Here is a 16,910-nt window from a genome sequence, read left to right on the forward strand (position 1 = left end):
AATATAGAGGTATCTGTAGTATTGTCCGGAGATGTTTCGTATTTCAGTGTACGTCAGGCATGTAGTTGAGGCTATCAGACTTATAGTTTACACTGGTCAGATCCTTATAACTGTAACTGGCAAGTTGTACAATTTGCTGATAATAGGCGCAACTGTCAAATACAGATCCTGAAGACCGATCCTGTACTTCGCAGTTTTATTCGCCCATTGTCTATATAGGCATACACATCAGCCAGCGTTTGGAAACAGCAGGAAATGCAGGCATTTGCTGTTTTGTTGTACTGGTTAAACAAATTGACAGCATAACAATGCCCACTGGCAATTATCGCTGAACTATTCTTTGTAAAAAGCATATACGCTGGCCGTGTCATAATTCCAGTTGTGGAAAACATCTGCTAATGCGAGGGGCCTGTTACCTGTCTGGTAGCATGATGACAAGAAGCGCAGTAAAGGTACCCATGGGTCAACCCATTCAATGCGGATACGCTATCCACTCCCTTGTATAGCTGCATGCCGTCTATAATCTGCTCAGCAGGTACTGAATGTTGATCGGATGTACGAAACTTATTTCAGTCGTATCTGCACTGGCAAAATAGAACATACCTCCACTGCTTAGTGGCCCTTCACTACTTGCAGTGCGAAGACCGCCAATTAACATCTGCTCAACAGTAATGGCTTCTTTACCTGCAGGCGGACAGTCGTACTACCGGCAGTCTTGATAGCATGTGCAGGAATTGTTATGATCATTCCACCGTTGAGTGTTAAGGTAGTGTCCCTTTCGGTGTTGATTTCCAGCAGCTGGGAAGGCAGATTATCGGGTTTGAAAAAGATGGAACGTGGTAAGGATTGCAGCTTGCTAACAGGTATAGCAATACCATGCCGCAACAGGTACGGAATAACTTGTTCATAGTAAAAGTTTACAGTGATGTAATTTATGATGGGACGACAGTACAGAATATGACAGATGTCATATCGGGCAAAAGAGTAGTAATAAACGATTAAACGCTTAGTTTTTTACGTGACACTTTGCGATAAACCAATACTCCCAACACCAATAAGATGAGATAAGGCCAGCAGCTGATAAGGAATATAAACAATGCACCAAAGCTTTCAAAACCAGTACGTACAGCCAGCAGGAACTGTGTGCCAAATTCTGCACGTACCACTCTTTCAGGGTTTACAATGATTTGTTCGTCGGCCAGTTGAGGTTGAAATAATTGCACAGTGAATGTGGCATAATGTACATCATCCAGTATCGCCAGATTTGCAATCCGTCTGTCCGTTTCTGTCTCATACTTTTGATCTTTATAGTGTGCCACGTCGAGCGTAGTACCTTTCGCCGTTGGTTTAACAACTGCAGGTACAGGCCCATTGTCTTCATGGCATTGGATAGATAAGTAAGGGTCTTATCCTCATCTTTCAAGGTACGATAATCAATGAAGGTAGCCATTGCCGTAAGGGTATGTACAACCGAGTCCAGACTGGCCGTAGGTACACGTAGGGTGAGATTGGCAACTGGTGTATACAGTTCAATGCGTTTCAGTGAATCAGCAGAATAGGGCACGTCTTTGATCACAACTGATTCATTCTGCATCACACTTTCTGATACCATACCATCAACACTCTTACGACGTGTTCCAGTGTAGATACGGCATTGAATACACTGCCCACGCGACAGCGTACGTCCGCAGTCCGGACGCGTTTTCGGGAAGCAGAATTGACAGAGGTGATATCGTTGGTGAAACCTGTTGAATCAGCGGCCTGCGCCACTCGTTCGTTGATACAACGGCTGAATCATCAGCAGTACTGTAGCGATGATTCGAACCGGAAGAGCATGCAGCAGTCAGCAGCACCACTGGCGCCATGTAATATAGGGGGACACGCATAAGAAAGTTGTTTACATTTTATACCAATAAACCGCAAAAGGTAACCCCTTAACGAAATGTTAAAGAATTGGAACCTTTTTTGTGAATCAGAAAAGGGGTAAATTGACTTTATGATAAGAGTATACTTTAATCCTGATTATACGTTAGGTTTTCCTCTGACAGGAGAAGAAGTGAAAATTGAGAACCTGCAGCATATCGCAGATGTAGATGCCTCTGATCTGAGAGAAGCATTTGAAATATGTCAGAATGAAGACCTTCCATGGGTTAGCAGGGCAGAGGTAACACCAGATCCACTTGTGGCAGATGGTACCCGCTCTGTAGCACCGGGAGATGTGCTGGAACTGGATGGAGAATGGTATCTCGTCGGACCTGCCGACTTTCAGCGTATATAACTACATGGTGGCAAGTTCAATCAATTCTCCGATCTCTTTGGCGCGGGGAGTGGCCTGTTCCCCTTCATACCAGTTTTCATTGCCTTCCGCGTCTGTCTTTATCGAGATGTCCAGATGCCCGTCTTCTCCGGGCAGGTATACCAGAAAGGATCGTATCCCCTTGCTTTCGTCGATATCTACCTTGATGTCTTCCTCATGATAGTTGATGTAAATAGTTTTCCGTTTCATACATTTACATTTTACTTATCTTCCTGAAATATTATGCCAGAACATCAGCAACCTTAGCTTTTCAGATATGAAGAATTTATTGCGTAACCTCATTATACGTCTATCCCGGCGCTTCTCTTCCAGTCCCGACAAGAAGCTCATATTCGAGTCACTCAGCCAACTTTATAAACAGATAGAGGACGGGAAAAAAGACAAAGGACTTGTCCTGACCTACGATTATCAACAGGCCTCTATCATCATATTTTCCGATCAGCATAAAGGTGGAAGAGATGGCTCTGATGATTTCATGCTGGCTGAGACGGCCTATCTTACCGCTTTGCGTTATTACTACGAAAAAGGCTTTACACTGATCAATCTGGGTGACTGTGAAGAACTCTGGGAAAGTAAACCTTCCATTGTGCTGGAAAAGAATACAACCGCATTACTGGAAGAAGCACTATTCCTGCAACAACAACGGTACTATCGCGTATTGGTAACCACGATCTGGAATGGAACTACCAGATTCCAAGAGATCAGTTTCTGAAACCGATCTTTGGAAAGGAGTTAAAGGTATACGAAGGACTAGTATTAAAGATGAAATATAAAGATGCTGATGAAACCATTTTCCTCGCGCACGGACATCAGGGAGATAAAAGAGCAGATGGTAATGCCTTCAGCAAATGGTTTGTTGCCGCCATATGGACACCCATACAACGTTGGCTGAACATCAGACTTGACACCGTATCCGATAGTTTCGACCTCGTGGATAAACATAACATCATCATGTATGAATGGAGCCAGCAGTATAAGAAGACATTACTGATCTCCGGGCATACACATAAGCCTGTATTCGCCTCCATGGATCACATAGACCGGCTTACAAAAGCATTGGAGAAAGCGATGCAGACGGGAGATCAGGAAAGAGCCAAAGCTTTGCAGGAAGCCCTCGAAAAGCGCAGGGCAGAATATGCAGGCAAGGAGTTTGTAAAAACAATGGTCAGCCCCAGTTACTTTAACACCGGCTGTTGTTGTTTCAGTGATGGAGATATCACCGGTATAGAAATTACTGAAGGGGTGATACGTCTCGTGAAATGGGATCTGCAGGGAAAGAACGTCAACCGTATCGTGTTGGAAGAAGCACAACTGGATTACTTGTTTGATCAGTTATAAAAGTGAAAGAGACGGGCATACACCCGTCTCTTTCACTTTACTTTTATAACTGTATACAATCTATGCGTCTTAACTCTTATCCACCAGCTGTTGCTGTGCAGCGCTATACCTTTCTCCTGTATCCGGATACTTCGCCAGTAAAGCGTCAATCTCTTTTTTTTCTGCATCAGATAAAGTAATGTCTACTGCTGCCGCATTCTCTTCGAGATATTTCCTTCGTTTGGTGCCGGGGATAGGTATCAGGTGTTCATCCTGATTGAGTACCCACGCCAGCGCCAGTTGTGCTGCTGTGCAATTTTTAGTGGCCGCCAGCTCAGCAAATGCAGCTGCCAGTTGTTGATTATTGTCCGCATGCTCCGCCTGATAACGGGGAAGCGACTTTCTGAAATCATTGTCCTTTAACGCCCCCAGATCCAATGTATTGGTCACTAGACCACGGGCCAGCGGACTGAAAGGAACAAAAGTAATCTTCAGTTCATTACACACCGGAATAATCTCTTTTTCCACATCTCTCGTCAATAAAGAGTATTCACTTTGTAATGCTGAAATGGGATGTACTGCATGCGCCTTACGGATAGAATTGACACCCGCTTCTGACAATCCCAGATAACGTACCTTTCCTTCTTTCACCAGTTCCGCCATCGCACCGACAGTCTCCTCGATCGGTATCTTAGGATCTACACGATGTACATAGTAAAGATCGATCACGTCTGTTTGTAGTCTTTTCAGGCTATCCGTAACTGCTTTTCGCATATATGCCGGCGAGCCATCAAATCCTCCGGGTTGCCCATCTGTGAAAGTAAATCCGAACTTGGTAGCAAGGAATATTTTAGAACGGTTCGGCTTCAACACCTTTGCCACCAGCTCTTCATTTCTGCCATTGGCATAAATATCGGCCGTATCCCAGAAAGTAACGCCCAGCGCTATGGCACGTTCCAGTGTAGCGATGGATTCAGCATCATTCGCTTCTCCATAAGCATGGTTCATACCCATGCATCCCAAACCGATAGCGGAGAGAGAGACATCTGTGTTTCCTAGTTTCCTGTATTTCATGAGATCATCGTTTGTATATGGGTCATTCAATATTGTATACTAAATATACAAAGAACCCCGCTTAGTTACCGTCATCGTTCCTGATACCGCGCCTATTCTTTTGAATAGCTTGCTTCAGTCGCCCGAAGTTGTAATTGATGCTCATGTTGACAGTCCGGAAATATTCCTGTGTATTGTTATACTGCGTAAATAGTCTATCAGACAGATCCGTACGGTTCTGTCTGATAGACTGAAAAGGATTGTTAATAGTAGCAGAACAGGTCAGTTTATCTTTTATCAGCTCTTTACTTCCTCCCAATGAAATGGATGTGACTGCATTACTCGTCGTCTGTAGCGATACCTGATTACGGCCGTTTATATTGATGGCGGTATTCATCTTCCAGCTTTTAGGCAGGCGGATAGCCATATTCCCATTCACAGAATAGTTCCACCTGTTCAGCGTAATTGGCGCGGCATTGCTGGCCCCATCCAGTGAAAGATACACCGCATTACCGTTAATATTCAGGTTGAACCATTTTGTGAGCGGATAATTAATGTTGTAGTCAAAGCTTAAGCCGCCACCCCGTATATTATTTTCAATCGTTGTTGTGATAATATTACGGGCCGTATCATAGGACGCGATATCCATAAACATATTTCTGACAAACGCATAACTGACGGCCGCATTAAAAGACAATTTCCCTGACCGGCTGTACCCCAGCTGCACATTTGTAGTGAGTACAGGGCGTAATGCCGGATTTCCCGAAGATTCCTGCGAAGGATTGGAACGGTCTTTAAATGGATTCAGCTTGTAGATATTCGGCCGCTTCAACCGCGGAGCAACGCCTAGATTCAATGAACTGTTATTACCGAATTTTCTGTTGATCAACACAGAGAGAATAAGGTTCAGGAACTGTTTGTGTAGTCGCACCGTATCATCCTGCCAACTGGCTTCCATAAAGGTTGTTCTGCGCGTACGCCCGCCTTCAGATCCCAGTGCTTTGAAGTGAAGGTATAAGCGTTATACACGCTAAACACACGTTGTTGTCCGTCAAATCCGTTGGTAATATCATCCGCCGATACATAAGCATTCAGATAATCACTGTAGTTACTGCGCCATATTCCTTTTACACCGGCTTCCATATTAAAATGGGAGAAAGTACGTACATAATCTGCCTGTACCGTATGTTCTTTGAACCGTTCGCTATTGTCCTGCCGGTAACCGGGAATATCATAGTTGATCGTATCTGTAAATTGCTGCCGGAAACCCTGCTGCCTGCCATTGGTGGCATAGCGCCAGGAAAAGGTGAGCAGGTTGTTTTTATGTTTCGGAGAAGTGATCTGATAGTTGATCCTGCATCCATGCCATTACCATGGTTGTCATTATTACTGCGCATGAGGTATTGTTGATGAACATTGCCGGCACTCACCATACGGGAAAGCAACTGTTCTGCTCCTGTTCCACCATAAGCGTTAAAGTTGAATTGTGCTGTCAACAGATGCAGACTATCTATAGCATAACTCAACTCAGTACCGAAATACCCATTGCTGCGATGGTTATCCGGTCTCCTTCCTGCAACAGAGTAATGGGTATTTGGCATAAGCCGTACGTTGCATATCATTGCGGGCATGCGGACGATGATCATACCCCGCTCCACCGTAAGCGGAGATACCGAAAGCGCCCTCTTTCATCGCAAATGAAGCACCCATTCCCGGGCCATTGGCAGGAAAGCGTTCACTGATGTTAATAGTGCCATTATAACCATCTGCTTTTCGTTTGATAGTGACAATATTGATGATACCCGTCAAACCTTCTCCATCATACTTCGACGGTGGTGTGGTGATCACCTCTATGTGCTGAATAGTAGAGGCGGGAATCGTTCGCAGTATCATAGCCGGATCTCTTTCAAACATCCCTGATTCTCTCCCGTTGATGAGCACCTTATAACTGCTGTTCCCTTTGAGCAGCAGATTACCGGCAGCATCTACAGACAGAAAAGGCACCTTTCGCATTATTTCCAGCACATTACTACCCTTACTGTCAGGTCTGCCTGCAGGTCATATATGAGACGGTCTACCTCCTGCCGGATCAGCGGTTTTTGTCCGGTGACGGTCACCGTTTTAAGTCCCTTGCTACGCAGACTGTCAGCTGTCTGGGCCTGGCTTCTCAGATGCACTGTCAGTAAAGGCATACTACAGGCCAGGTATAATAACAGTTTATACATGAGCGGTCTTTTTAGGCATGGCAATTCCCTTTCAAAGCGGAAGCGCTTTTAAAAAACGGGTATCGCTGATAAAAAAATGGAATTGTCCGGTGGGAGTGGGAGATAAGTTGGTCTGAAATGAAGGGGCTTACTTATTGGTTCTGCTGATCAGGAAATAGTAAACGAGGAAGCCGGTGGCAATAAATACAGTCTCAACACCATAAGGAAGCGGAGAACTTTCTACATTGAAAGGTATAAACTCCAGTACGATCAGTCCTAAACCTGCGAAAAACAGAATAATCCCCCATTTCAGCATGTCGCTGCTGGTTTTTGGGATGGTCGGCAACAGTTTAAGGGCATTGTCATCTATAGGTCCCGCATCCAGCATACGTCTTCTTAATCTGTAATTCAGGAAAGAAACGATCAGGGAGGCTGTAATGGCAAAAACGCTGATGATCATGATAAAGCTGCCGAGTGTTTCAATAATGTTGAACATATGCGATTGTTTTTTTCAGTAGACAGGCGTATTTCCAAAAATGTTGCAAAATGAGCAGATTTTTTGCAACATTTAATAATAAACTGTTGTCTACTCTGGCATGATTGATGAAAAGGAGCTAATTCCCCGCATCTTACATGGAGATATGAAAGCTTTCGAGGTATTGGTAACACAATATCAGGGGCTGGTATTCCATGTGGTGAACAGGATCATCAATATGCAGGAAGATAAAGAAGATATCTGTCAGGAGGTGTTTATGAAGGTGCACCAGCACCTGCGACGCTTTGAGTATAAGTCCCGCCTGTCCACATGGATCGCCCGTATCGCCTATCTGACAGCTATTAACTATAGCAAAAAATATAGTGCTGGTATGATGGTGTCTCATCCGGAGGACATTGAAAACTATAGCTTTACGGATGAACATCCCGGCCGCCTGCTGGATAAAAAAGACGTAACGGCATATATTAACCGCCTGATTGCCCAGATGCCTGAACAATACAGGACGGTATTAACGTTATATCATCTGAATGAGTTCTCCTATCAGGAGATAGAAGAAATAACCGGTATGCCGGAAGGAACGGTAAAAAGTTATCTTTTCCGCGGACGTAAACTGTTGAAAGATAAACTAGGTATTTATCTTAAAAATGAGGTGTCATGAAAGAGATAGATGAACAAAAATTACAGCAATTGCTGGAACAGGGTTTATCCCTCCCGGATGAGGCATTATCTGCCGGAGAGGAGCAGGAACTGGAACGCTACTCTGTCTTATGGGAGGCATTGGAACAGCCGGTCGTACCCGGGTTGTCACCTCGTTTTGCTGCGAATGTAACGGCCCGCATACGGCTGGAGAAAGATAGAAAAACAGAGTTCCGCTTTAACCTGTTAATAGCAGCCGTCTGCCTCCTGTTAGGCGGCGGAGCAATTGCCGCCCTGATCGTTTTTAGCGGCAATACGCCGGTCATGCAGCTGCTGTCTCATTACGGACCTATACTGCCTGGTGGACTCGCCCTCATACTACTCATCCAGTATCTGGATCAGAAACTGGTGAAAGAGAAAGTTCGCTCTTATAGCTGAATATGAATATGGTCGTCATGCCGTACCGCATAACAACCATGAAACCGGATTTTATCACTTTCCAGCTGCAGGCGTGTCTGCAGATGTGGCTCAATAAATATCTTATGGATGGCAGGGTGGTAGATAATGACTGTCATTAAAGCCCGCATCCGCAGACTGTCAAACACATATCTCTCCTTATTCCCCTGCGGGGCAATCTGTTGCAGCATATTATACCAGCGATAACCTTGTTCCCGGCAACTTTCAGCCGTATTGATCTCTCCCGGCCGTGGTGTCTCACAAACGCCATAACCAATTACAGAAGGCGCATTATCAGATGGACTACCGCTTGCTTTGTCTATGTACAGAAATGCCAGATCCAGCTTTTTCCCATCATTATGACTCAGATGGGGTAACATCGGAAAACTGTTGAAGAAAGGAAAGCCGCCATCCAGATAATTCACTACCGTTCCGGGATGGAAACGGTTCATTTTCATCGCAATATCCAGTGCCGCATGCCGCATGTCAGGTCTTACATAATGCCTGTTTAACAGACAGGTGCTTAGCCTTAAGGGCTGCAGACCATCTTTACGGAAGATGGGTAAAGGAACCCTGCCAAACGGTTTGGCCAGCAAGGGAATAATCAGCAACATGCTGAACAGGTAGATCAACAGGAATGCGGCAATCTTAACCAGTGGCTGAAGCACAGGCCGGGTCACTTTCTGCATGATCAGAGGATGGGTACGTCTGGAAATCAGATAGATAACTCCTCCCAGCTGCGTAAGCATGGTCAGGATAATAAAAACAATGACGTGCGTCACTATCCGGGCAATGCCAAGAGATTTTTGGATCATAAGTGTATAGAGGCCGGTAGCGGCAGGAATCAGGGATAAAGGCGTAAAATAATAAAAAAAATCCCGTACAGCCTGTAAGGTGTACGGGATCTTCTTTTTTATGCTAAACAGGTAACTTATTTCTGCTGTGCCTGTGCACTGCCGAATACTGTTTTCAGCAGGTCTGTCACACGGGCAGCAGGATCCTGTCTGATTTTCTGCTCTTCTGCAGCTACTTCTGAGAAGATACCGGCAACTGCTTTTTCAGTAACATAAGCAGTAAGGTCGGTGTTTACAGGGGTAGAAGAGAATTTGTTATATACAGAGAAAACGTCTGACCAGTATTTGGTTGCATCCACTTTTTTCAGCGCTTCGCTGATAGCAGGACGGAAAGCCGCTGTCAGAGATGCCGTAGTTTTGTCTTTGAAATAGTTGGTAGCAGCATTGTTTCCACCCTTCAGGATGCCCAATGCATCGGTGATCGTCATTTGTTTGATCGCATTTACGAAAATAGGCGCAGCCGATTTCGCAGCTTCTTCCGCACCCTTGTTCATAGACTGGATAGCTTTATCTACAACACTGCCCATGCCCATGCTGCGTAAGGTACTTTCTACCTTCTGTGCTTCCGGTGGCATCAGGATTTTAAGGGCTGCATTTGCAAAAAAGCCATTTGGAGAGGAGAGTTTGTTAGCGCTGTTCTGTGTGCCGATCGTCAATGCTTCTTTCAGACCAGCAGCTATCTGGGTAGAGCTGAGTTGTCCGTAGGAGGGCAGGTTATTGAGTATCTGCTGGGAGCTTTCACAACCAGTGCTGGTTAGAACAAGTGTGGCAGCAATAATACATGCAAAAAAGCCTTTTTTCATAATAGATTGTATTACATTCTTAAATGTTGGTGCGCAAAGATAATTCTCTTCTTATTCATTTTTATCCATGTTTTAAGTTAACTTTTACTGCTGACGAATATTCCCTCTAAAAATGCGATATTGCATAGAGTATGAAAAACGTCCCTTATTGAAAGGGAAACAGCACTATTCAGACACTTCAATTACTATTACAGGTCAGGAGAGAAAACAGCTTTTAGTAACAATGGGGAGGTCCCGCATCGATACCCGGGGCGCCATATAACAGATTCCACATGAAAACGTTTATTATCATCGGAGTATTAGCCGCAGTCTACATTGTATTCGTTATCATAAAATTAATGAAGCTCAATAGCCGGGCAAAGGAAATCGCTGCCAAGGCAATGAAAGAACGTGAGCAACAGCGGGAGAAAGTGGTCGAAGACGAACCTCTGGTAAGCGAGGACGGCGTCTTGTCCCTGCATGACCGTCAGTATATCGCCTGTGGCGCCAATCTGATCTACCTCCGGGGAGAAAGGCTGGATACACTGGAAACCGATACCGAACAGGATGAAATCAGGCATATGCTCAGAAGAGACTGGCATATCAATACAAGAGATAAACTGCTGAGTACCATCGATGGATTGGCTACAAAAGGTCATCGTATCTATTTTAAACCCATCTGGCAGATACTGACTACCCTGCCGGTACGTGAACGTGCAGAAGCTCTGGATAAATTACAGCAGGATTTTGCGGCAAAAGGAGACGATGCACCAATAGAACAATATGCCGCCAACATTTCCGAATGCTACAAACACCTCCGCGAAGTATCTGATTGCTTCGAAGGCAAAAAGTGTAAACTGGATGCCCTTACATGGGATCTGGGCCGCGCTATTAACCTCTGCCGCTGGGGCTATGATGCCGGTTTCCTCTCCAGAGAAGAATCTATGCGCTATATCCGTAAATTCGGAAAGGAATTACTACATAACTATACCAGCTGGGCCAACCTCGGAGAAAACTACCTCATAGGCTTCGCCATGTGGACCGGAGATATCGAACAACTGGATGAACTCCACGGCGGACATTGTGACCTGCTCTCAGAAGATAGCAGTCCATGGGTATTACTGGAAAGTAAATAACACCGCTACGCCTGTGGCACATGCCGTTTTAATATAACCGATCGTAAACGCTCTTCATGTGCATCTCCCCACTGCCCCAAAGCAGTGATCACCGGTATGAGTGTCTTACCAAATTCCGTCAGACTATACTCCACTTTCGGTGGCGCCTGAGGATAAACCACTTTTGTTACCAGCTCTGCTGCTTCCAGTTCATTCAACTGTACATTCAGCACCCGTCTGGAGGCATCAGGTATCTTTCTCTGTAATTCACTCGGCCGTTGAAATCCTGCATGGATAAACCATAACAAACGGATCTTCCATTTGCCATACAACACTTCTCCAATGAGATCAAGACCGCAATTCAGATTGATAGGAATCTTCTTTTCATACATAAAGTAAATTTACTCCCATTGGGCGAATATGGCAATACGGATAAATTTCGCCCTATGCGAATCCCTGATCCGTACTTGTCTGCCGTCGCCAGATGATTCAATTTTGCTACAGAAAAATGAATCAGATGGAACAACAATTCAATTTTAATAACGAATTATCCGGTAAGATCGCTTTGGTCACCGGTGGTACAAAGGGTGCGGGTAAAGCGATTGCTGACAGACTCGTACAGGCAGGTGCAAACGTGATTGTTACAGCCAGAAATGAACCGCAGACAGCCAGTACCGACAGGCGTTTTATTGCCGCGGATCTGAGCTCCCCACAGGGTACTGCGAAAGTCATCAGCGGGATATTGGAGAAGGAAGGCAGATTAGACATTCTCGTCAATAACCTCGGTGGTTCCGAGACCAGTGGTGGTGGATTTGCCGTATTAACAGATGATGACTGGGAGTCCACTTTACACACCAATCTATTGGCGCCTGTCCGGTTGGATAGAGGTTTCCTGCCCGGTATGATCGAAAGGGGAGCGGGTGTAATTATTCACATCGCATCTATTCAGGCAAGGTTGCCTTTATACGATTCTACTTTACCATATGCGGCAGCCAAAGCGGGCTTGCTGAATTATAGTAAAAGCTTATCCAGAGAAGTATCTCCGAAAGGTGTACGCGTACTAACCGTCTCTCCGGGCTGGATCATGACTGAAGCTTCGGAACGGATGGCTGAAAGAATAGCTGAAAGCGCAGCGATCACCGTCGAACAGGCAAAACAAAGTGTAATGGATGCTCTGGGTGGCATTCCTTTCGGCAGGGCAGCCATGCCCGAAGAAGTAGCAGAACTGGTTGGCTTTCTGGTATCTCCAAGAGCCGCTTATCTGACAGGCACTGAATATATCATAGATGGTGGTACGATTCCAACTATCTGATAAAAAAGGCGGCACTTTTATAGAGTGCCGCCTTTTTACCAATCAGATATTGATCACCAGTTTTCCACGGGCACTGCCACTTTCTATGGCTTCATATGCGATACCTGCATCTTCCAGTGACAAAGTCCTGCTATCCAGTAAAGGCTTCAATTGTCCGTTTTCTGCCAGTTGGGTCGCTGCTTTTAATATATCTCCATGGTGCTGCATCCCCTTTCCTGTCAGCATCGGTAATAAAGTAAATACACCGGAATAGGTAGCTCCCCTGAATGACAACGGCGCCAGACTATGACTACCCCAACCCAATGCGCTTACCACATGCCCGGTATAGGTGCGTACAGCCTCAAAGGACTGACTCAATGTTTCACCGCCTACGGTATCAAAAACAATATCAAATCCTTCTCCATCGGTGTATTTGTCCACATATTCTTTTACGCTCATATTTTTATAGTCGATTGCCGTAGCGCCCAGCTGTTCGATTACCGCTAAGGAATGACTGCTGCCTGTGGCGAATACGGTCGCACCATAGGAACGCGCCAGTTGTATCGCTACATGTCCGATACCGCCTGCGCCGCCATGAACCAATACCCGCTGACCTTCCTTTACCTGAGCGCGGTCCACTAAGCCCTCCCAGGCAGTAATAAATACCAGTGGCAAAGCTGCCGCTTCCCGCATACTGATATTGGCTGCTTTCGGTGCCAGCAATGCGGCATCTACTGCCGCATATTCCGCCAACGTTCCCTGTCTGCCGCCAATACCTCCCGCCATACCATATACCTCGTCGCCGGGTTTAAAGGTCGTAACGCCTTCTCCGATTGCCACAACAACGCCTGCCAGATCCAGTCCCAGTACTGCTGGTACCGCCTGTCTGGCATGTTTGCCTTCGCCTCTTTTGATCTTTGTATCCAGTGGATTGACTCCACTGGCCATGATTTTCACCAATACCTGTCCTTTCGCCGGAACAGGCACCGGCAATGCTTTTACTTTGAAAGCCTCTCCATAATTCTCCAGTACAAGCGCCTTCATGCTATCGTTGATCTGTGTAGTTGTTGTCATTGTTTGAAATTTATCTATGATAATGTTGGTCATACAAGTGACCTTTCTGTGAATTGCATAGCAAAGATGTACCTCTTTTAAGGTTTAATTCGGGTATAATTTTGCTATAAAAGTGTATTTTTGTACTATGGTTAAGTCGCATCTATACGAACCTTTCGAAATTGCCATTTCTGAGCCCATGGAGGAATGTCCAAGGCCCATCCATTCCCATAGCTTTTTCGAACTGATATATGTGGTTTCCGGCACAGGTAAACACTTTGTAAATGAATCGGGACTGGACTATGCGCCGGGCAACCTGTTTCTGATCGCCCCTGACGATACGCACCATTTCGATATACAGGAACAAACGACCCTGCTCTTTGTTCGCTTTAATGAGTCCTATATCGGCTCATCCAAAGTACAGGAACGCTCCCGGCAAAGCATCGCCTATATACTAAAGAATGCCAATCATGCACCGGGCTGTCTGCTGCGATATGAAAGTGATCGGGTAGTTGCAATGTCCATCATGGAAGCAGTTATAAGAGAGCATCAGGAGCGGGGTTTCTATCATCAGGAACTACTATTGCAATTTATTGATACCGTACTCATGCTGATCGTTCGCAATATCACCACCCTGCTGCCGGATAAGGTAAATGAGCATACAGAAGAAAAAGCCCTTGAGATTCTGCAATATGTACAGGCGAATATTGCCGCTCCGGAAAAAATAAGGGCAAAAGCGCTCAGTCAGCAATTCGGTATCTCCGAACATTACCTTGGCCGCTATTTTAAGAAACATACCAATGAAACCCTTCAGGAGTACATCATGCATTATAATTACGCATGGTCGAAAGCAGATTGCTGCACAGTAATATGCGTATGAATGAAATAGCCGACGGTCTTGGTTTTACAGATAAAAGCCACCTGAACAGGCTGTTTAAGAAATATAATGGTGTCAGTCCCGCCCAATACCGTAAACAACAGCAACAAATGCTGCTGCCAAAGTCTTAACTTTGCACCATCCCCTTTATAAATTCCCTCCTGCTACATGTCATTTTACACAGCTGGTTTGGTAACGTTATGTCAACGATAGTACAGTAACTCATTCGTTAAATAGCTGAACGAGGTACCCTGTTATACTTAATTTTACAATTTACTGCTGGGATGATTGTCGTCAGCACAATTAAAAATAATAAACCGGAATGAAGAAGAGTTTATTCCCCCTGATGTTGGGCGGATTGGGAATTGGAACAACAGAATTTGTCATGATGGGCTTGTTGCCTGATATCGCATCGGGCATGAAGATCAGCATACCCGAGGCAGGTCATATGATTTCCTCCTATGCCCTCGGTGTCGTAATCGGCGCACCTCTGCTGGTACTGATGAGTGGCAGCTATCCGCCAAAGAAGATTCTGATCGGACTGATGATCGTTTTCACTGCTTTCAATGGCTTATCCGCCTTCGCACCTTCACCATTTACTTTATTGCTCGCACGTTTCTTTTCAGGACTGCCACATGGCGCTTTCTTTGGCGTAGGTTCAGTTGTAGCCAGTCGTCTGGCAGATAAAGGGAAACAGGCACAGGCTATTTCCATGATGTTTGCAGGCCTTACGATCGCTAATCTCTTACTCGTACCAATAGGAACCTGGGTCGGTCACCACTTCCTATGGCGTTATACTTTCGGTATCGTTGCCTGATCGGATTGATCACATTGGTCTTCCTGAAGGCATGGTTGCCCGCTTTACCGGTTGAACAGGAAGGAGACACCCGTTCTCACTTTCAGATATTCAGAAATCCTGAAACATGGCTGATCATTCTTATTACCGCAATTGGTACCGGTGGACTATTCGCATGGATCAGCTACATCGCACCTTTGATGACTATCTCTCCCGCTTCCCGGCTGATAGCGTATCCGGTATCATGGTACTGGCAGGATTCGGTATGGTGGTAGGAAATTTTATCGGTGGTCGCATGGCTGATACATTTGATCCTGCTAAACCTGTGCAGGTTTATTGATTGCAATGGCCATCACCCTGACCTGTATCTATTTCTTCTCTGCTATCCAGCCGGTATCTTTAGTGCTCACCTTTATCGCAGGAGCACTGTCTATCGCACTGGCAGCACCTATTCAGATATTGATGATCGGAACAGCAAAAGGTGCTGAAATGCTCGGCGCTGGTGTAACACAGGCCGCTTTCAATATCGGTAATTCCCTCGGCGCATTACTCGGTGGACTGCCCATTGTTGCCGGTTATGGTTATAACTCTCCGGTACTGGTGGGTACCCTGATGGCGCTGGTGGCGTACTTTTCGCCGTCATACTGATCAAAGACAGGCAGATATGCCGGTTCCACAGGCATCCCGCGTAAAATCAGGCGTAACATTCCACTAACAGGAATATAGTATATCGTAAGCCGCTGTTAACGCTCAGACGAACAGCGGCTATTTGCTTTTATTGCAACAGGATATCTTTCAATATCTCCACACTCTTCGTCAATTCTTCTGTAGAAGCAGACGCAAAACCAAGCCTTAAAGCATTGGCATCAAAGGATGGATAAACATGCGTTTTACCATTAGAAATAGTCAGCCCTTTTTTGAAAGCTTTTCAGCCAGCAGCGTAAGATTGACAGCCGGATCAAAGATCGTCCAGACAGACATGCCTCCTTCAGGAATACCAAAACTTACCACGCCTTTCAACTCCCCCTGTAGTAATCCGCAGAAATGATTACGTCGTTCTTCATACACCGGTAATGTTCTTCTCAGATAACGTGTATCGTACCATCATTTATAATGCAGCCATCGCATTATCCAATATATGATCTCCCTGCCGGTCCAGTAATATACGTGCTCTTGATAATAAGGTAATCACATTCTCAGGCGCAACAAGATAACCCATGCGGAAAGCAGGAGAGAAGCTTTTACTGAAAGATCCGCAGTAGATCACCATCCCGTTTTCATCTGCACTGGCTACTGGTAAAAGCGGCCGGTGCTTAAAGTGAAAATCGAAATCGTAATCGTCTTCGAAGATGATAAACCGTAATCAGCAAGGCTGAGCAATTCCAGTCTTCTGTCAATACGCAGGGCTACAGTGGTCGGATAATGATGATGAGTGTTACATACACCATTCTGACCTTCCGTTGCATACAGATCTTCCGCAGTTCGTCTACCACCAACCCATGTTCATCTATCGGTATCCCGATATGCGTGGCACCGCTATGCTCAAAATTATGCTGCGCCCTTTTCCATCCGGGAACACCGGATACTATTACATCACCGGGATTGATCAGCGCATTGCACCAGATTAATCCCATCAGCGTACCCTGATAGATAATACATTGCG

General features: G+C 45.4%; 29 protein-coding genes and 1 pseudogene. 12 read left to right on the forward strand and 18 right to left on the reverse strand.

Annotated features, from left to right (window positions below):
• Positions 1-651 precede the first annotated feature (651 nt).
• The 4 genes from FEF09_RS29140 to FEF09_RS31215 all read right to left on the reverse strand — a co-directional run bounded on the left by FEF09_RS29140 (position 652) and on the right by FEF09_RS31215 (position 1,770).
• Positions 652-885, reverse strand: a complete 234-nt coding sequence (locus tag FEF09_RS29140; RefSeq protein ID WP_146308340.1) for a hypothetical protein — start codon at positions 883-885, stop codon at positions 652-654.
• 113 nt (positions 886-998) lie between these two features.
• Complete coding sequence (locus FEF09_RS31205) at positions 999-1,166, reverse strand: hypothetical protein (protein ID WP_186774614.1); 168 nt, start codon at positions 1,164-1,166, stop codon at positions 999-1,001.
• 11 nt (positions 1,167-1,177) lie between these two features.
• A complete protein-coding gene (locus FEF09_RS31210; protein ID WP_222597255.1) occupies positions 1,178-1,594 on the reverse strand; it encodes a DUF4349 domain-containing protein in 417 nt (138 codons plus the stop codon).
• Positions 1,594-1,770 carry a hypothetical protein gene (locus FEF09_RS31215; protein ID WP_186774616.1) on the reverse strand — a complete coding sequence of 59 codons (177 nt, stop codon included), beginning with the start codon at positions 1,768-1,770 and terminating at the stop codon, positions 1,594-1,596. The genes FEF09_RS31210 and FEF09_RS31215 overlap by 1 nt, the downstream gene beginning before the upstream one ends.
• 226 nt (positions 1,771-1,996) lie before the next feature.
• On the opposite strand from FEF09_RS31215, the gene FEF09_RS29150 reads away from it, so the two are divergent.
• Positions 1,997-2,278 (forward strand): hypothetical protein, encoded by a 282-nt coding sequence (locus FEF09_RS29150; protein WP_146308342.1) that lies wholly within the window; start codon positions 1,997-1,999, stop codon positions 2,276-2,278.
• On the opposite strand, the gene FEF09_RS29155 is transcribed toward FEF09_RS29150, so the two are convergent.
• Positions 2,279-2,506 carry a hypothetical protein gene (locus FEF09_RS29155; RefSeq protein ID WP_146308343.1) on the reverse strand — a complete coding sequence of 76 codons (228 nt, stop codon included), beginning with the start codon at positions 2,504-2,506 and terminating at the stop codon, positions 2,279-2,281. It lies immediately after the preceding gene.
• 67 nt (positions 2,507-2,573) lie between these two features.
• Here FEF09_RS29155 and FEF09_RS34070 point away from each other — a divergent pair, with 67 nt between their 5' ends.
• Both FEF09_RS34070 and FEF09_RS34075 read left to right on the forward strand, forming a co-directional pair.
• On the forward strand, positions 2,574-3,029 hold the full coding sequence (locus FEF09_RS34070) for a hypothetical protein (protein ID WP_261387892.1): 456 nt from the start codon (positions 2,574-2,576) through the stop codon (positions 3,027-3,029).
• 50 nt (positions 3,030-3,079) lie between these two features.
• Positions 3,080-3,655, forward strand: coding sequence for a hypothetical protein (locus tag FEF09_RS34075; protein ID WP_261387893.1), 576 nt, complete (start codon positions 3,080-3,082; stop codon positions 3,653-3,655).
• 69 nt (positions 3,656-3,724) lie between these two features.
• On the opposite strand, the gene FEF09_RS29165 is transcribed toward FEF09_RS34075, so the two are convergent.
• From FEF09_RS29165 to FEF09_RS29190, 6 genes are all read right to left on the reverse strand, one after another.
• Positions 3,725-4,708, reverse strand: a complete 984-nt coding sequence (locus tag FEF09_RS29165) for an aldo/keto reductase (protein WP_146308344.1) — start codon at positions 4,706-4,708, stop codon at positions 3,725-3,727.
• A gap of 61 nt (positions 4,709-4,769) precedes the next feature.
• Positions 4,770-5,645 (reverse strand): outer membrane beta-barrel family protein, encoded by an 876-nt coding sequence (locus tag FEF09_RS29170; protein ID WP_146308345.1) that lies wholly within the window; start codon positions 5,643-5,645, stop codon positions 4,770-4,772.
• A complete protein-coding gene (locus FEF09_RS29175) occupies positions 5,594-6,040 on the reverse strand; it encodes an outer membrane beta-barrel protein (protein ID WP_146308346.1) in 447 nt (148 codons plus the stop codon). Before FEF09_RS29175 ends, FEF09_RS29170 begins: the two co-directional genes overlap by 52 nt.
• A 204-nt stretch (positions 6,041-6,244) precedes the next feature.
• Positions 6,245-6,691, reverse strand: coding sequence for a hypothetical protein (locus FEF09_RS29180; RefSeq protein WP_222597256.1), 447 nt, complete (start codon positions 6,689-6,691; stop codon positions 6,245-6,247).
• A gap of 8 nt (positions 6,692-6,699) precedes the next feature.
• Positions 6,700-6,912, reverse strand: coding sequence for a hypothetical protein (locus tag FEF09_RS29185; protein WP_146308348.1), 213 nt, complete (start codon positions 6,910-6,912; stop codon positions 6,700-6,702).
• A 127-nt stretch (positions 6,913-7,039) separates the two neighbouring features.
• Complete coding sequence (locus tag FEF09_RS29190; protein WP_146308349.1) at positions 7,040-7,387, reverse strand: hypothetical protein; 348 nt, start codon at positions 7,385-7,387, stop codon at positions 7,040-7,042.
• A 145-nt stretch (positions 7,388-7,532) separates the two neighbouring features.
• On the opposite strand from FEF09_RS29190, the gene FEF09_RS29195 reads away from it, so the two are divergent.
• Both FEF09_RS29195 and FEF09_RS29200 read left to right on the forward strand, forming a co-directional pair.
• Entirely contained in the window at positions 7,533-8,045 is a 513-nt protein-coding gene (locus FEF09_RS29195) for an RNA polymerase sigma factor (protein WP_261387894.1), read from the forward strand.
• Positions 8,042-8,461: a hypothetical protein gene (locus FEF09_RS29200; protein WP_146308351.1), complete on the forward strand. Its 420-nt coding sequence runs from the start codon at positions 8,042-8,044 to the stop codon at positions 8,459-8,461. The genes FEF09_RS29195 and FEF09_RS29200 overlap by 4 nt, the downstream gene beginning before the upstream one ends.
• On the opposite strand, the gene FEF09_RS29205 is transcribed toward FEF09_RS29200, so the two are convergent.
• Positions 8,452-9,294 carry a hypothetical protein gene (locus FEF09_RS29205; protein WP_146308352.1) on the reverse strand — a complete coding sequence of 281 codons (843 nt, stop codon included), beginning with the start codon at positions 9,292-9,294 and terminating at the stop codon, positions 8,452-8,454. The two genes, FEF09_RS29200 and FEF09_RS29205, sit on opposite strands and share 10 nt — an antisense overlap.
• A gap of 116 nt (positions 9,295-9,410) precedes the next feature.
• Entirely contained in the window at positions 9,411-10,136 is a 726-nt protein-coding gene (locus FEF09_RS29210; protein ID WP_146308353.1) for a DUF4197 domain-containing protein, read from the reverse strand.
• Positions 10,137-10,408: 272 nt separating this feature from the next.
• On the opposite strand from FEF09_RS29210, the gene FEF09_RS29215 reads away from it, so the two are divergent.
• On the forward strand, positions 10,409-11,251 hold the full coding sequence (locus FEF09_RS29215; RefSeq protein ID WP_146308354.1) for a DUF1266 domain-containing protein: 843 nt from the start codon (positions 10,409-10,411) through the stop codon (positions 11,249-11,251).
• Positions 11,252-11,256: 5 nt separating this feature from the next.
• Here FEF09_RS29215 and FEF09_RS29220 read toward each other — a convergent pair whose 3' ends face one another.
• Complete coding sequence (locus FEF09_RS29220) at positions 11,257-11,622, reverse strand: winged helix-turn-helix transcriptional regulator (RefSeq protein ID WP_146308355.1); 366 nt, start codon at positions 11,620-11,622, stop codon at positions 11,257-11,259.
• Between the two features lie 125 nt (positions 11,623-11,747).
• Between FEF09_RS29220 and FEF09_RS29225 the strand changes: the two genes are divergently transcribed.
• Positions 11,748-12,542, forward strand: a complete 795-nt coding sequence (locus tag FEF09_RS29225) for an SDR family oxidoreductase (RefSeq protein WP_146308356.1) — start codon at positions 11,748-11,750, stop codon at positions 12,540-12,542.
• 42 nt (positions 12,543-12,584) lie between these two features.
• On the opposite strand, the gene FEF09_RS29230 is transcribed toward FEF09_RS29225, so the two are convergent.
• On the reverse strand, positions 12,585-13,577 hold the full coding sequence (locus tag FEF09_RS29230; protein ID WP_409994900.1) for a zinc-dependent alcohol dehydrogenase family protein: 993 nt from the start codon (positions 13,575-13,577) through the stop codon (positions 12,585-12,587).
• Between the two features lie 145 nt (positions 13,578-13,722).
• Between FEF09_RS29230 and FEF09_RS29235 the strand changes: the two genes are divergently transcribed.
• The 5 genes from FEF09_RS29235 (at position 13,723) to FEF09_RS34090 (ending at position 15,895) form a co-directional block, all read left to right on the forward strand.
• Entirely contained in the window at positions 13,723-14,454 is a 732-nt protein-coding gene (locus FEF09_RS29235) for an AraC family transcriptional regulator (protein ID WP_222597257.1), read from the forward strand.
• Complete coding sequence (locus FEF09_RS32330) at positions 14,451-14,582, forward strand: helix-turn-helix domain-containing protein (protein ID WP_222597258.1); 132 nt, start codon at positions 14,451-14,453, stop codon at positions 14,580-14,582. The genes FEF09_RS29235 and FEF09_RS32330 overlap by 4 nt, the downstream gene beginning before the upstream one ends.
• A 191-nt stretch (positions 14,583-14,773) precedes the next feature.
• Entirely contained in the window at positions 14,774-15,268 is a 495-nt protein-coding gene (locus tag FEF09_RS34080) for an MFS transporter (protein ID WP_261387895.1), read from the forward strand.
• Positions 15,238-15,522, forward strand: coding sequence for a hypothetical protein (locus FEF09_RS34085; RefSeq protein WP_261387896.1), 285 nt, complete (start codon positions 15,238-15,240; stop codon positions 15,520-15,522). The genes FEF09_RS34080 and FEF09_RS34085 overlap by 31 nt, the downstream gene beginning before the upstream one ends.
• Positions 15,523-15,592: 70 nt before the next feature.
• The gene (locus tag FEF09_RS34090) at positions 15,593-15,895 is read left to right on the forward strand and encodes a hypothetical protein (protein ID WP_261387897.1); all 303 of its coding nucleotides are present in this window, start codon (positions 15,593-15,595) and stop codon (positions 15,893-15,895) included.
• Positions 15,896-16,153: 258 nt separating this feature from the next.
• On the opposite strand, the gene FEF09_RS32335 is transcribed toward FEF09_RS34090, so the two are convergent.
• The 3 genes and pseudogenes from FEF09_RS32335 to FEF09_RS32345 form a co-directional block, all read right to left on the reverse strand.
• Complete coding sequence (locus tag FEF09_RS32335) at positions 16,154-16,315, reverse strand: hypothetical protein (RefSeq protein ID WP_222597259.1); 162 nt, start codon at positions 16,313-16,315, stop codon at positions 16,154-16,156.
• Between the two features lie 40 nt (positions 16,316-16,355).
• Positions 16,356-16,517 (reverse strand): hypothetical protein, encoded by a 162-nt coding sequence (locus tag FEF09_RS32340; RefSeq protein ID WP_222597260.1) that lies wholly within the window; start codon positions 16,515-16,517, stop codon positions 16,356-16,358.
• A 136-nt stretch (positions 16,518-16,653) separates the two neighbouring features.
• Positions 16,654-16,910 (reverse strand): annotated as a pseudogene (locus FEF09_RS32345) (hypothetical protein); the annotation flags it as partial.

Origin of the sequence: Chitinophaga pinensis, from assembly GCF_007896845.1 — a bacterium.
In the GTDB taxonomy this organism is placed as follows: domain Bacteria; phylum Bacteroidota; class Bacteroidia; order Chitinophagales; family Chitinophagaceae; genus Chitinophaga; species Chitinophaga pinensis_C.

Excerpts from the sequence above, each read along its gene's own strand:
- FEF09_RS29185 (WP_146308348.1), bottom strand. The coding sequence starts at position 6,912 with ATGTATAAACTGTTATTATACCTGGCCTGTAGTATGCCTTTACTGACA.
- FEF09_RS34070 (WP_261387892.1), top strand. The coding sequence starts at position 2,574 with ATGAAGAATTTATTGCGTAACCTCATTATACGTCTATCCCGGCGCTTC.
- FEF09_RS29190 (WP_146308349.1), bottom strand. The coding sequence starts at position 7,387 with ATGTTCAACATTATTGAAACACTCGGCAGCTTTATCATGATCATCAGC.
- FEF09_RS32330 (WP_222597258.1), top strand. The coding sequence starts at position 14,451 with ATGAATGAAATAGCCGACGGTCTTGGTTTTACAGATAAAAGCCACCTG.
- FEF09_RS34080 (WP_261387895.1), top strand. The coding sequence starts at position 14,774 with ATGAAGAAGAGTTTATTCCCCCTGATGTTGGGCGGATTGGGAATTGGA.
- FEF09_RS29155 (WP_146308343.1), bottom strand. The coding sequence starts at position 2,506 with ATGAAACGGAAAACTATTTACATCAACTATCATGAGGAAGACATCAAG.
- FEF09_RS29150 (WP_146308342.1), top strand. The coding sequence starts at position 1,997 with ATGATAAGAGTATACTTTAATCCTGATTATACGTTAGGTTTTCCTCTG.
- FEF09_RS29165 (WP_146308344.1), bottom strand. The coding sequence starts at position 4,708 with ATGAAATACAGGAAACTAGGAAACACAGATGTCTCTCTCTCCGCTATC.
- FEF09_RS34075 (WP_261387893.1), top strand. The coding sequence starts at position 3,080 with ATGAAATATAAAGATGCTGATGAAACCATTTTCCTCGCGCACGGACAT.
- FEF09_RS32340 (WP_222597260.1), bottom strand. The coding sequence starts at position 16,517 with ATGGTGATCTACTGCGGATCTTTCAGTAAAAGCTTCTCTCCTGCTTTC.
- FEF09_RS29225 (WP_146308356.1), top strand. The coding sequence starts at position 11,748 with ATGGAACAACAATTCAATTTTAATAACGAATTATCCGGTAAGATCGCT.
- FEF09_RS34090 (WP_261387897.1), top strand. The coding sequence starts at position 15,593 with ATGGCCATCACCCTGACCTGTATCTATTTCTTCTCTGCTATCCAGCCG.
- FEF09_RS34085 (WP_261387896.1), top strand. The coding sequence starts at position 15,238 with ATGGCGTTATACTTTCGGTATCGTTGCCTGATCGGATTGATCACATTG.
- FEF09_RS29210 (WP_146308353.1), bottom strand. The coding sequence starts at position 10,136 with ATGAAAAAAGGCTTTTTTGCATGTATTATTGCTGCCACACTTGTTCTA.
- FEF09_RS29170 (WP_146308345.1), bottom strand. The coding sequence starts at position 5,645 with ATGGAAGCCAGTTGGCAGGATGATACGGTGCGACTACACAAACAGTTC.
- FEF09_RS29205 (WP_146308352.1), bottom strand. The coding sequence starts at position 9,294 with ATGATCCAAAAATCTCTTGGCATTGCCCGGATAGTGACGCACGTCATT.
- FEF09_RS29235 (WP_222597257.1), top strand. The coding sequence starts at position 13,723 with ATGGTTAAGTCGCATCTATACGAACCTTTCGAAATTGCCATTTCTGAG.
- FEF09_RS29215 (WP_146308354.1), top strand. The coding sequence starts at position 10,409 with ATGAAAACGTTTATTATCATCGGAGTATTAGCCGCAGTCTACATTGTA.
- FEF09_RS29200 (WP_146308351.1), top strand. The coding sequence starts at position 8,042 with ATGAAAGAGATAGATGAACAAAAATTACAGCAATTGCTGGAACAGGGT.
- FEF09_RS31210 (WP_222597255.1), bottom strand. The coding sequence starts at position 1,594 with ATGCAGAATGAATCAGTTGTGATCAAAGACGTGCCCTATTCTGCTGAT.
- FEF09_RS29195 (WP_261387894.1), top strand. The coding sequence starts at position 7,533 with ATGAAAGCTTTCGAGGTATTGGTAACACAATATCAGGGGCTGGTATTC.
- FEF09_RS29220 (WP_146308355.1), bottom strand. The coding sequence starts at position 11,622 with ATGTATGAAAAGAAGATTCCTATCAATCTGAATTGCGGTCTTGATCTC.